At 71.8% G+C, this 13,572-nt stretch carries 6 protein-coding genes; 3 read left to right on the forward strand and 3 right to left on the reverse strand.

Annotated elements, in window-relative coordinates:
- Nucleotide 1: 1 nt before the first annotated feature.
- On the reverse strand, nucleotides 2-1,207 hold the full coding sequence (locus C3V41_RS09735; protein WP_254423559.1) for a phosphodiester glycosidase family protein: 1,206 nt from the start codon (nucleotides 1,205-1,207) through the stop codon (nucleotides 2-4).
- Between the two features lie 1,272 nt (nucleotides 1,208-2,479).
- Between C3V41_RS09735 and C3V41_RS09740 the strand changes: the two genes are divergently transcribed.
- Together C3V41_RS09740 and C3V41_RS09745 are read left to right on the forward strand one after the other, a co-directional pair.
- Entirely contained in the window at nucleotides 2,480-4,516 is a 2,037-nt protein-coding gene (locus C3V41_RS09740) for a hypothetical protein (protein ID WP_129591552.1), read from the forward strand.
- 369 nt (nucleotides 4,517-4,885) lie between these two features.
- Nucleotides 4,886-7,051, forward strand: coding sequence for a hypothetical protein (locus C3V41_RS09745; protein ID WP_106110102.1), 2,166 nt, complete (start codon nucleotides 4,886-4,888; stop codon nucleotides 7,049-7,051).
- 90 nt (nucleotides 7,052-7,141) lie between these two features.
- On the opposite strand, the gene C3V41_RS09750 is transcribed toward C3V41_RS09745, so the two are convergent.
- Nucleotides 7,142-10,906 carry a DEAD/DEAH box helicase gene (locus tag C3V41_RS09750; protein ID WP_106110103.1) on the reverse strand — a complete coding sequence of 1,255 codons (3,765 nt, stop codon included), beginning with the start codon at nucleotides 10,904-10,906 and terminating at the stop codon, nucleotides 7,142-7,144.
- 83 nt (nucleotides 10,907-10,989) lie between these two features.
- A complete protein-coding gene (locus C3V41_RS09755) occupies nucleotides 10,990-12,570 on the reverse strand; it encodes a cation:proton antiporter (protein WP_106110104.1) in 1,581 nt (526 codons plus the stop codon).
- A gap of 572 nt (nucleotides 12,571-13,142) precedes the next feature.
- On the opposite strand from C3V41_RS09755, the gene C3V41_RS09760 reads away from it, so the two are divergent.
- Entirely contained in the window at nucleotides 13,143-13,337 is a 195-nt protein-coding gene (locus tag C3V41_RS09760; RefSeq protein WP_106110791.1) for a DUF4244 domain-containing protein, read from the forward strand.
- The last annotated feature ends 235 nt before the right edge of the window (nucleotides 13,338-13,572 follow it).

Genomic DNA, 13,572 nt, shown 5'->3' on the forward strand with positions numbered 1-13,572 from the left:
CTCAGGCCCCCTGCGCAATGTAGAGGATGTCGGAGGTGCCACGCTCGCCGCCGTTGGAGGGCCGGTTAATGACCTGCCCGTTGAAGTACATGGTCGAGGAGCCGCCGCCGTCGAGGTTGTAGGCCACCTGGCACCCCAGGTCCACCATGATCTGGGCCAGCTCGGTCATGGTCACGCCGCGGGAGTAGCCCTCCTCGCGCCCGTCCACCACGACGAACACGTAGTGCCCCTGCCCGAGCGCCCCCACGGCGGTGCGCGGCTGACGTCCCTGGATGGAGTGGTTGCCGAAGTTCGTGTCCACCTCCACGGCGTCGATCCCCTCCCGGACCGAGCCGTCCTGCACCAGGGCGGGCCCGAAGCTCAGCGTGTTCCAGGCTCCCGCGTCCAGGAGGGCCTGGGCGCTGGTGGTGGTCTCGTCGTAGACCTCCATGCGGCCGTCGGTGTAGAGGACCAGGCCCTGGCGGGTCGGGGAGTCGCGGTAGACCACCCCGTTGCGGATGAGGATGCCGGTGTCGCGGAAGCCGTAGTAGTCGCCGTTGACGGCCAGGAAGGCGTCGTGGGAGGAGGCGATCTGACTGGGTCGGGCCGTGATGTTGGTGCCGTACTCGTTGTGGGCGAAGGCGCTGCGCACCACGGTGGCGTCGGAGACCGTGATGTCCGCCGTGTAGTAGGTGACCGTCTCGCGGCCCGAGCCGGTGGTGACGGTGCTAATGCGCACGGTCGTCGACGACGAGGTGTAGCCGTCCTGGGTCAGGGTGGCGTTTGCGGCAGTGGGTGCGGCCGTCCTGGTCACCGAGGAGTTCTGGGCCTCGTAGGCCTCGACGTCGGTGATCTCGACGTGGTCGATGACGTAGCGGTTGAGGGCCCAGGCGCCTGTCCCGACCAGGCCGATACCCAGGGCGGCGCCGCTGCCCAGGAGGAAGTTGCGCCGGGTGTGGCGCCTGGAGGTACGGGCGGTGGCTGTTGCGCTGCCAGCGGCTGACGGTTTCGCGTCCGCGCCCTGTTTCGCGTCCGTACCGTGTCCTACGGCCGGGGACGCTGCGGCCGGTGCCGGTGCCGGTGCCGCCGTCAGGGGACCTGAGGCCATCGGCTCCGTGGCGGAGGCGGGAGCGTGCGTGGTGGTATCCCGGGAGGTGGCCTCGGGGGCGCGGCCGGTGGTGGCCGAGCGGCGGAGTACAGGACGACGCGGGACTGTGCTGTGTGACATGCCTTCACGCTGCCGGGCAGGCGTGTGGCTGGCGTCAGCCCCGGTTGTGTGTTCCCTGTGAAGGGACGGCGTGGTGTGCGGCTGCCGGTCGGGCTGAGGGTGAGGCCGGGGGTGAGGTGCCGTCAGGGTGGTAGTGGCCCAGGCCCCGTCCGCGTGTGCGAGGTTAGCCCGGCCGGGTAGCTGGCCACCCACAGCGGGTAGGCCCTGTCCGCGTGTGCGAGGTTAACTCGGCCGGGTAGCTGGCCACCCACAGCGGGTAGGCCCTGTCCGCGTGTGCGCGAGGTCAGCGCTGGGCCAGCGTCAGGGCCGGTGGCCGGACTGGCCCTGACGCCGTGTGCGCGAGGTTAGCGCGGCGGTGTTGTCCGAGGGTGGGGTCGTCTGGCGAGCACTTCCCAGACCGTTCCTGTGATATGGGCCATGGGTGAGTTGCTGCTCTGGACAGATGGGGCGTCGCTCACATACTGTGTGGGGTGCGAGTCGCAGTCTTCTTCCTCTCCTGCGAGGTTCAGGGGTCTTGCCCTGTCTTTGCTGGGTGGGGTGTGTGCTGACTGCTTTGTTGGCCGTCCCTGAGCTCCCTGGTGATTGGAGGTGGCGGGCCGTGTTCCTGCAGGCTGACCTGGGTGTGCTGGCGGCCTTGTGCAATACGCTGACTGGCAACATGGTCCTGGCGGACGGGGTCCGGAAGGACGCGGACCGTGATCTGACGGTGGTGTGGGGGAGCCCCAGTGCCAGGGGATTCCGGGGGCCTGGTAAGTGATGCCGTGCCCGCTGCTTAAATGTGCGGCAATTCTGCTCTGCCTTCACCTCCCTAGTTTTTTGACGACTACATGGGCCGTGGATGCGCAGGTCATGGACCCAAGCTCTGCGTCTACTGTGGCCGTGATTCCCGCTGGCGCCGCCATTGATAGCGTGGACAGCTCATTAGGTACTGTCAACCCCGTCCACCAGGATGCCGCGAGTGACGTTGACACTGCTCGTGAGGACGCTGTCGTGCTGACTGAGGCTCTGGAGGGGGGCGACTACGCGGCCCTGACGCGGGCGGTTGGTGAGCGTGTGGCGCCGCGCGTGGGTGGGGGTGCTTATGCGACTGCCCTGGTTGACGCTCTGGGGGCCAGGGGCATGGTGCGTGTGGCGGCGCACCTGCCTACTGGGGACGGCACGCTCCCGGCGGGCTTCGCCGGTGGTGCTGAGGGTGCCAGGGGGTGCCGGGTAGGCGGTGCAGATGGCACCGGAGTAGCTGGTGCCGGGCTGGCGTGTACGTGGACGTCCTTGTTGGCTACGGCCACCAGCTCGCCCTTGTGGGACGAGGGGCGTCGTGAGGCCCTGGCCCGGGATCTGGCGTCCCTGGTCACAGTGACCGGCCACGTGGCCGATGCCGACACCCTCCTGCTCCCACTAGGCTTCAGGCGTCTGCTCACCGCCGACCAGGACCCCCTGACCGCAGCCGCTGCTGGCACCCAGGCCTCGGGCGCTGGGGGCGGGCAGTCGGGTCCTGGCCAGGTCCCAGGGACCACCAGCCCCGACCAGGTTCCTGGTGTCGGGAGCACGGCGAGCCCGGGTCCTGGGGGTGGTCAGGTGACTGCCCAGGTCCCGGGTGCTGGTGATGGTCGGGGCCTGGGTGCTGGTAGCGGGCGGTCGGGTTCCCGGGGTGCCCGGGATCCCCTGGCGCTGGATGCCGGGTTCCTGGCTGCCCTGGTTCGTGGGTTGATGGCTGGTGAGACCGGTGCGGCCGCCGGGGGCTTGCGGGTGGGGTGGGTTGAGTACGCGCGCCTGACCACCACGGCAGGTGGTGGGTACGTGAACTTCCCTGAGGGAACACCTCAGGACATGACCGCCCACCGGGCCTCCTACGACCCCCTGCCCGCCGTCCTGACCGCCACAGCCCGGCGTCCCCAGACGGTCCTGGACGTCCTGGCCCCGTCCCTGCCGGGGGCTGACCCCAGCACCCTGGGACCCAGCGGGAGGGGCCGGGGGCCTCATGGCGTAGACGCATACAGGGGTGCCGCCCTGGGGCCCAGTGGGAGGAGCTACGGGGACCGGGAACAGTTCCCCTGGGTGGACGGATCCCTGTGGGCGTGGGTGGCCGCCCGCGCCCAGAAAGCGGGCCCCGCCTGCCTGGAGGCCCTGGCCGCGGCCGTGGCCTCGGCATCCACCCTGCGCTACCAGCCCACCGCGCCCCGGACCAACCTCTACGAGGAGCAGGCCGCCTGGCTCACCGAGCAGGCAGTAGTCACCCTGGCAGGGGTGGACACCACCACCTGGACGCCCCCGGCCCGGCGCGCCGCCGCCGTCATGCTCGCTAACTCCATAGGCGATATCGATGACACAGCTAGCGGTACCGCGTACAAGGACCGTTACACCAGTTTCGACAAGCTCCTGCCGGTAGCCTGGCATGACCGCCGCGGCAGGGAGCTAGGTGCCCTGCTCCAGGACGTCCTGACCGACGATGTCGCCCTGACCACTGTATCCAGGGCCGCCGGGGTGCTCACCACCCGTCGCCTGGTTGTCACCGCGAGAAAGACTGATCCGGGGACTGATCTGAGGGAAGCCTACGGCGCGCTCCTGGGTGGTACGGGGTCGAGTGCCAGACTATATGGCTACATTTACGCGACCTGTGCGGCGGCCAGGCAGGCAGGAGTCGACGAGGCGGGTCCTGCGGCTGGGATAATGCTGGCGGCCCTGGAACAGGGTATGGATTCCGCCACGGATCCGCCCTTCAGCTGGCAGCCCCCGTCCGGTCTTGCGGACTTCTCCCAGAAGAGCCCTGTCGGTCTCGTCTCGGACTTGAACGGCCTCACGCAGAAGGTCGCGGTCAGACTTACTCTGGAGGTAATAGGTGCTCTGGACTCCTCCCACCTCATTCCCCAGGACGCCTACACCCTGGGCGACGGGCGACCTGTCTATGACTGGATCACCAAGGACGGCAGCAATGTGTGGCGTCTGGACCGTCAAGAAGCCGTGGCAGACCCTCGGGGCTTGAGCGTCTGGTTTCAAGACGTCTGCGACCCCCAGCGCATCTACCCAGTTATCCGTGAATTCATCGTCCACAACTTCAACGACGACGTCCTCAAGACCCAGGACCATGCGCCCGCAACCGCCCCCCGGGCACCCGCCAGGCACGCCGTCTTGGTAGCGGTGCTGACCGCTGCCACTGCCCTTCTGGTCTACAGCTTCTCCCACACCCATCAGCGTCGCAGGAACAGGCGGCTCCCGCGCCGCGAGGAGAGACGACGCAGGCGCGAGGAACGACGCCGGTCTTATGAGCACCCGGGATCCGAGATCATCCTGACCACTGACATTACCTTCTGAGCAAAAGAGCTGGTTTGTGTGAGGCCTGTTGGTCGTGTTGGGTGGGGTGCGGTGTTTCGTGGTCTGGGTGTGGTGGTGTGTGTGGTCCTGTTCGTGGCGGCGGTGCTGGTGGGTTCGGGGGAGGGGGGTGGTCTGGGTCCGTTGCCGGACCGGTCCGGTACGCCCCTGGCTACTGGGACCGTTGGTGCGGGTGGTCTGGGTGGGGACCCGGTCACGGCCCCTGGTACAGACGGTAGGGACGGTGCTACCGGTTCCCCGGCTCCGGGTGGCCTGGGTGGTGGGGTCTGTGACCGGCCTGGTGGTCCGGGTGCTGGTCATACTGCCAGCACGGGTGCTGATAGTGCCGACGCCGCCCGTGGGGATGCCGTCGTGCTGGCTGGGGCCCTGGAGGGGGGTGACTACGCGGCCCTGGCGCGGGTGGTTGGTGAGCGTGTGGCGTCGCGTGTGGGTGGGGGTGCCTACGCCACCACCCTGGTCGACGCCCTGGGAGCACGGGCCCTGGTGCGTGTGGCGGCGCACCTGCCGGCGGGGGGCAGTGGTGTCACGGGTCGGGTGGGCTCTGGTGGGAGCGGTACCGGTAGCACGGGTCCGGGTGTGCCGGTGGCGTGTACGTGGACGTCCCTGCTGGCCACGGCTACCGCCTCGCCCTTGTGGGACGAGGGGCGCCGTGAGGCCCTGGCCCGGGATCTGGCGTCCCTGGTCACCACCACGGGTGACCTGGCCGAGGCCGACACCCTCCTGCTCCCGGTGGGGTTCAGGCGCCTGCTGACCGCCGACCAGGACCCCCTGACCACCGCTGCCGCCGGCACCCAGACCCCAGATGCTGGTGACGGCCAGGCTGCTGGGGCCGGGGACCAGGCCCCGGGTGCTGCGACCGGCCAGGCCCCGGGTGCCAGTAGCGGGCGGTCGGGTTCCCGGGGTTCCCGGGATCCCCTGGCCCTGGACCCTAAGTTCCTGGCGTCCCTGGTTCGTGGGCTGATGGCCGGTGAGACCGGTGCGACGACTGGGGGGTCGCGGGTGGGGTGGGTTGAGTACGCGCGTCTGACCACCACGGCCGGTGGCGGGTACTCGAACTTCCCCGAGGACACGCCCCGGGAGGTCAGGGCCAGCTACTCCTTCTACGACCCCCTGGCCGCGGTCCTGACCGCCGCGGTCCGCGCCCCCGCCACGGTCCTGGACGTCCTGGCCCCGTCCGTGTCGGGACCGGATCCCAGGACCCTGGGGCCCAGCAGGAGGGACACGGTCAGGCGGGTCCTGGCCACCAGGGTGGACGCCACCACCTGGGAGTGGGTGTCCGCCCGCACCCAGGGGTCAGGGACCGCCTGCCTGGAGGCCCTGGCCGCGGCCGTGGCCTCGGCCTCCACCCTGCGCTACCGGCCCACCGCGCCCCGGACCAACCCCTACGAGGCCCGGGCCGCCTGGCTCACCGAACAGGCCACTATCACCCTGGCAGGGGTGGACACCACCACCTGGACGCCCCCGGCCCGCCGTGCCGCCGCCGTCATGCTGGCCAACTCCGTGGGCGACCTGCGGGACGCGGCCACCGGCGGTGACTACGCCAGGGGCTACCAGCCCTTCTACCGGTCCCTGCCCGTGGCCTGGAGCGGGCACCACGACGTCGAGGTGACCGCCCTGCTGCGCGAGGTCCTCAAGGACGACACCGCCCTGGCCGTCCTGTCACGGGCCGTGGGGGTCCTGGCCGCCCGTCACCTGCTGTCCGCCGCACTCACCGCCCGGGCGCCGGGCTCCTGGGCCCAGGCCGAGGACACCCCCTGGAAGGCGGCGCACGCCTGGCTCCTGGTCGTCGCCGGGAGGGGGGCGACCCTGGAGGGGTACCTGTACTCGGCGTGTGTCACGGGCAGGGGCGTGGGCGAGGACGAGGAGAGCCCCGCCGCCGGGGTGGCGCTGACGGCCCTGGTCCAGGGCCTGGACCTCCACGGCCTGGACCTGCACGCCCCCTGGCGGCCCCCGGCCGCCCCCGCCCAGGCCGCCTGGGCCGTGACCGGTGGCCCCTCCCTGACCAGCCGGGACCTGGGGGGCAGTGTCGCCTACGACCTGTACCACACGCTCCTGCTCGTCATGGACCGCACGCGGCTCCTGCCTGACGAGGCCTACCTCGAGCCACCCGACCCCTTCGAGGACGAGACGGACGACCAGCCGCCGCGGCCCTGGAACGCGGACTGGATGTACCAGGACGACCAGGGCCACTGGCACCTGGACCCCGACAGGGCCGACGACGACCCCGACGGGTTCCGCACCTGGACCACGACGCACCCGGTCATGGCCGCCACGGCCGGCAGGTACTCCATCGGCACACGCTACGACCAGGGCGTCAGCATCCAGGGGCGCCCCCCGGAACGCCACGGCCCCGGGATCCCTCCCGGACAGGCCGCCCTGGCGCTGCTGCTCACCGCCGCCACCGCCCGCCTGGTCTACGGCTACTCCCACACCTACCAGCGCCGCGCCCAACGACACTGGCAGCACCGACGCGCAAGACAACGCAGACGCCAGGAACGACACCGACACCAGCACTAGGAAACGACACCGAACCAGGGCCGCGCAGACGGTTGTTCCTACGACTACCGTCCCCAGGCCACACGCCAGATGGACGCACTCCGGTCCCGCTCAGCCCTCCATGAGCTCACGGATGTCCCGGACGGTCAGGCGGGCACGGCCGCCCGCCTCGGCCGCCAGGGCCTCGTCGGCACCGCCCTCCACGACCTCGGTGAACAGCTCGGCCTTCCTGGCCTTGAGCTCCATGACCTTCTCCTCAATGGTCCCCGCCGCCACCAGGCGGTACACCATGACCGGCTTGTCCTGGCCGATCCGGTGGGCCCGGTCCACCGCCTGCGCCTCGGCCTGCGGGTTCCACCACGGGTCCAGGAGGAAGACGTAGTCGGCCTCCGTGAGGGTCAGGCCAAAGCCCCCGGCCTTGAGGGAGATGAGGAAGACGTCCGCCTGGCCGGAACGGAAGGAGTCAATGACCTCCTGGCGGTTCGTCGTCGTACCGTCCAGGTAGGCGGTACGCAGCCCCGCACACCGCAGATCCTCCTCCACACTGCGCAGGTATCTTGTGAACTGGCTGAACACGAGCGCCTTGTGCCCCTCGGCCACGACCGGCTCAAGCTGCTCCAGGAGGACGTCCGCCTTGACCGACCGGGTGCGCTGGCCCAGGCATCCGGCCCGGTTCCGCTGCCTGGCCATCCCGGCCTGGCTCCGCTTGACGGTGGCCGGGTCGGCGTCGGGCTCCTGGGTATCGGCGACGTACACGAGGAAGGGGTCCAGCGCCATGAGCCGCAGGGTGGTCAGCGACTTCAGGGCGCTGAAGCGTGCCTGGGCGGAGTCCTCCCCCAGCAGGCCCATGACCCGCTGGCGCTCCCGGGCCAGGCGGACGTCGTAGGCCCGGCGGTGGCTGCTGCTCAGCTCCACGCTAAGCACCTGCTCGGTCTTCTCCGGCAGGTCGGCGGCCACCTGCTCCTTAGTGCGGCGCAGCACAAAGGGCCGCACCCGCGTCCTCAGGCTCTCCAGCCTCTCGGTGCTGCCCCGCTCAATAGGACGCCGGTAGAGGGCCGCGAAACGCTCCGGTCCCGGCAGCAGCCCCGGTGCCGTCGCGGACAGCAGGGACCACAGGTCCATGAGGGAGTTCTCCAGGGGCGTGCCCGTGATCCCCACCGTCGAGGGCGCCCTCAGACGCCGCACCGCCTTGTAGGTGGCCGAGGTGTGGTTCTTGACGAACTGCGCCTCGTCCAGGACCACCCAGGACCAGGGCTGGGCGGCGAAGCTCTTCTCCTCCATCCGCACGATCGTGTAGCTCGTGACCACCACGTCCGCCCCGGCCGCCACCTCGCTGACGGCGACGCCCCGCCTGGCCGACGTCCGCCTCGCCGCCACCACGCGCAGACCCGGGCAGAAGCGGGCCGCCTGCTCCAGCCAGGAGCCGACCACGCTGGTGGGGGCCACCACCAGCACCGGGGCGCGCTCGTCCCGGTCCGGGTTGGCTGTGGTGTCCGGGTTGCTGGTTGTGGTGTCCCGGCCGGCCTGACGCTCCTCGACCATGCGCTGGACGGCGGCCAGGACCTGGAGGGTCTTGCCCAGGCCCATGTCGTCGGCCAGGATCCCGCCCAGGCCGTGGGAGCGCAGGAGGTTCAGCCAGCGGTAGCCCTCGACCTGGTAGGGGCGCAGCGTCGCCACCAGGCCCGACGGCAAGGGCACGTCAATGAGATCCCCGCCTCCAGCTCCCTCCCGCCTCCCGGCGTCCCGCTCCTGCTCAGCCCCCTCCTGGCCGGCTCCTTCCTGGCTGCCCCCTTCCTGGCTGCCCCCCTCCTGGTCGGCCCCGGCCACGGCCAGGAGACGTCCCACCGCCTCCTGCCAGCGCCCAGCGGCCTGACCGACCACCCCCAGGGACACCAGCGCCTGGTAGTAACCGGCCTGGAACGGGCAGACGCGCATGGTCCCGTCCTTGGCGTGCGGGTCCTCCAGGTGGCGCCCCTCCTCCATGAGACGGGCCAGCTGGCGGATCTCGGGGCGGTCGATGCTCACCCAGGCCCCGGAGCCCAGGAGGATCTCCGACTGGCCGCTGGCCACGGCGGCCATAAGCTGTGTGATGGGTATCTCCTCAGAGCCGACCCTCACGCGCACCCGCAGGGAGAACCAGTCAGGGTGGTCGGCCTCCTCAGTGACGTCGGTGGTGATCAACGGGGGCTCGTCCGCCTGACGGTACTCAGGCACCTCGCCCACCACCTCCACCTCCAGGCAGGGCTGGCCGGCGTCGGCCAGGACGGTGCCCATCTCACGCAGCACCGGCAGCGTCCGGGACACCAGGACCGCCGTGGCCATCCCGGTGAGCTCGCGCTCCTCCCACAGGGGCCCGTGCTCGGCGGCCAGGGGCAGGAGGAGGGTGACGAGCTGGTTGGACAGGCGCAGCTCGGCGCCGCGGTCCCGGATGGTTCCGGCGTCGTCCCGGATGGTCCCGGCGTCGTCCCGGACGGTCCCGGGACCGTCCAGGGCCCTGCCCCCCTCCTGGCTGGCGCCAGCGCCGGGGTGGGTCAGGCCGCCGACCTCCACCTCCTGCCTGACCCCGGAGCCTGTGGAATAGCGCATGAGCCAGGTCAGGTGGGAGCGGTGCGTGGCGCCCTCGACCCGAATGCGCAGGACCGCCCGCAGGGTGACCGGCTCGGGCAGGTCCACGGCCCGGTCCACCCGTAGGCCGGGCACCGCGCGTCGCAGGGGGTCCAGGTACCGCTCCTGGAAGTGGGGGACGTCCTCGGCCGGGATCACGACCCCACCGGGCCGGTTGACCAGCAGCCGGGAGACGACGCTGCTCGGCGGCGGGTCCAGCGGGAGGATGAGGAGCTCACCGCCCAGGCCCCGGGCCACCAGCGCGTGGACCGGGGAGCCCACGGGCCTCAGGGGCAGGCCGCCGGTGCTGGCCAGCCGACGGGCCAGGGCGCGGCCGGTGGGCTCCTCACCCCAGGCCGTCCTGCGGGGAGGCACCTCGTCCTCGCCCGCCTCCTGGGCGAGGTCGGCCAGGACGTCCTCGGCCGCCCCCAGGTCCACCCCGGACAGGTCCACGTACGGGGCGAGCGTGTAGGCGCCGTCGGCCCCCTGGGACAGGTCCAGGTTCAGCACCGTCCCCGGCCGGATCCTCACCGGGCTCCCACCGTGCTGCGCGGTGGTCAGGGTCAGCCCCAGCGCGGCCCCGCGGGCGAGCACCTCCCAGATACGGTCGGGCGCCTGGTGGAGGAGGATCCGGGAGTCCTGGGAGGAGAGGTCCGTGGGCACCATGGTGGCGATCTCGCAGAGGATCCCCAGCTGGGCGCTGACGGCCCGTCCCTCCAGCTTGCCGCCCACCACCTGGGCCCAGGAGGCCCCCCGCCTCAGCCAGCCGTTCCTGCCCTGGATGAGGGGGCGCACGGACAGGTCCCGGGTGGGTGACCAGGTCGGCGTGCCCGCCTCGGAGAACTCCAGGGCCAGGGGGGCATCGCCGCTCCGGGGGACGGTCAGGAGCGCCTCCAGGTCCCGTTCCCACAGCGGCTCCGCCCCGGCACCGCGTGGGGACCCGGCCCGGGTGCGGGCCTCCATGAGGAGGGCGGCGGAGTGCTTGCAGTTGGACCCGACCGGGCAGGAGCAGCTGCCCTCCCAGAGCACGGCCGGGGCGCCGTCGCGGGGGATCTCATCGGTGACGTGCATGGCGACGGCCTCGTAGACGCCGCCCGCGCCACGCACCTGGCCCGAGATAATCCCCCCGTCGTCGCTGGTTGACAGGGTCAGCACCCGGCCCTCGGCGAGGTAGCGCCGGGCCCGCTCAAAGGACCTGGTGCCGACGACGTCGATGACGTCCTCGTCGGTGACACGTGCGGGCCAGTCGTTCAGCGTGCTCCTGACAGGCATGCGCCCAGGCTACGGCAGGGGATTGACCCGGGCCCGGCCGCGTTCCCGACCACGTGGCCGTCTGCCTCGCCCGTCCCCGGCGCCTAACGGCGCTGGCGGCTGCGGGGGCGGTCAGGACGCTGCGAGCGGGGGCGGGGGCGGCGCAGCCGGTCACGCAGGCCCCGGCCCAGGGCCCGGGCCCGCCCCAGGCCCCGACGTCGTCCGGCCTCCTGGCGGGCCGCCTCGCGCTGGGCCAGCCTCTGGCGGTGGGCGGCGGCGTCGTGCTGGACCCGCACCTGCGCCTGGATCTGCTCCCGCACGCTCTGACGCCACCGCGCCCGCTCGGCCTCTATCTGGGCCACACGCTCAGCCAGGTGCTGCGCCTCCAGAGGGGTCAGGCCGTGGCGGGTGGCGGCCGCCTCGATCCGTCCGGCGCGCCCGTCGTGGGGGTGCGGCGCGGGACCCTGCACCACGCCCAGGGCCTCATTGGCGGGCACCTTGTCCTTCTGGCTGCCCAGGGCCAGCCCCAGGGTCGGCATGACCAGGACCGAGACCACCCCCGCCAGCACCAGGGTGGAGGCGAAGGACCGGCTCATTGCCCCCGCGTTGACGGCCACCTGGGTGACGGCCACGATAATGGGCAGCGCCGTGGTGGAGTACACGGCGATCTGCAGGGACTGGCGCAGGTCGTAGGCGCGCGAGCCGTCCCGGCGCCGCTCCAGGAACGCCCCCGCCCACACCGGCAGGCCCCGCACCAGGACCAGCAGCAGGAGGAAGGCCCCCAGACCCCTGAGCGAGCTGGCTGACATACTCACCGTGATCCCCATACCCGAGACCACGAAGAAGATCGGCACGAAGAACCCGTAAGCCAGGCCGTCAAGCTTCTGCTCGAACTCCTGGTTCCCGTCCGGCAGGGCGTAGCGCAGGATGAACCCGGCCGCGAAGGCCCCCAGCACCACGTCGAGGTTGAACGCCTCCGCGAGCGCGCACAGCCCCACCAGCAGCAGCACGGTGACGCGGATGGTGGTCTGCGCCGTCGTGGACCCGCCGATCTGGATCGCGCGGACGAGGCGGCGCCCCACCCGCTGGACCTGGGCGGTGAAACGCAGGATGAGCAGGGTGATGACGCCGAACAGGAGGAGGATCGCCAGGCTGGCCCAGGTGGAGCGGGATCCCAGCAGGAGGGCCATGAGGACGACCGGGCCCACCTCCCCGACCGCCCCGTGGTTGAGGATGGAGGTGCCCACCGCCGTGGACAGGAGCCCGCGCTCACGCAGGATCGGCAGGATCGTGCCGATCGCCGTGGAGGTCATGGCGATGGCGATGGCGATGCCGTTGGCGGACAGGACCCCGCCGCTGACCCCGATGAGGGCCACCGCCGCGAAGGCCAGGGTCAGGGAGCCCAGCCAGGCCACCACCGCGTGCCGTCCCCCGGAGCCACGCAGCTCGTTGACGTCGATCTCGTAGCCGGCCATGAGGAACAGGAAGGCCACGCCCAGCTCCTTGAGGAACTCGATCGGGGTCAGGGCGGCGGCTGCCCCCAGCCCGGAGGGGCCGATGAGTACGCCGCCGATAATGAGCAGGACGGTCTCGGGCACGATCCGGTGGGGTACGGACAGGGAGACCAGGGGCGCGAGGAAGGCGACCACCGTGATAGAGAACAGGGAGAGGAAGACCGGTCCCACGACCTACTCCTTTCTGGGCGGGTGCCCTGGTTCCCGGCCGTCCGGCTGGGAGCCGTCGGGCGGGGCCGGTGGCGGGGCACCGGCGGGTCGGGCTGCGGTGGCCCTGTCGAAGACGGCGTCGGGCCGGTTCAGCAGGAAGGGCGCAGGTCCCAGGGTGCTTTGCAGGCTACCTGCCACCGGGCGGGAGGGGGCGTAGGGACGCACGACGGGCGCGGCGGGCAGGCCGGTGGACGGCGTCGTCCCAGGGGGCGCCCAGCGCACAGGGGCCAGGTTCCACGCCCCGGAACACGAACCTCTGCCCCTCGCCGGTCGCTCAGCACACAGGGGGCGGGTGCGGACAGTTTGTCCACAGGACAAACGGGGGACAAAACGGCCAGGGGACGCGCTCCTCCACGCTGGTGGGGCGGGAACCTCCCGCACGGGCCGACGGCGTGCCGGGCCGGCGCCAGCCCGGCGCCCGGGCCCTCCCACAGTGAAGGAGCACCACAATGATCACTCTCAGGCACACTGCGACCACCGTGCGGTCCGCCCTGGCCCTGGCCCACCCCGCCGGCCGTACGTCCCCCGCCTCTATGCCCCCCGCCTCGCGGACCGGTCCGGACGGGAGCCCGGACCCCGGTGGTGAGGCGGGTATGGCGACGGCGGAGTACGCCATCGGGACCCTTGCCGCCGCCGCGTTCGCCGGCCTCCTCCTGGCGATTATGCGCTCGGGGGGCCTGCGCGCCACCCTCCAGTCCATTATCGAGTCCGCGCTCTCCGTGGGCTGAGGTGGTCCTGGTGTGGGTGGTGAGGCACTGGCTCGTGGGCCCCCGGTACGGTCCTGGGCGGTGCGCGCGCCGGGGGGCTGGCCCGGGTCCTGGCCCAGGGACCGACCCGAGGCCTGGCCCGGGGACCGGCCCGGGGGCCGGCGGACCGGCTGGCTCCCGGCGCGTCGCGCGCCGGTGGCGGGGCGGGCGGAGTGCGCCGGGTGCGTCCGCACGCTCCCGCCGTGGCCGGGGTGAG

The organism is Actinomyces sp. oral taxon 897 (assembly GCF_002999235.1).
GTDB lineage: Bacteria > Actinomycetota > Actinomycetes > Actinomycetales > Actinomycetaceae > Actinomyces.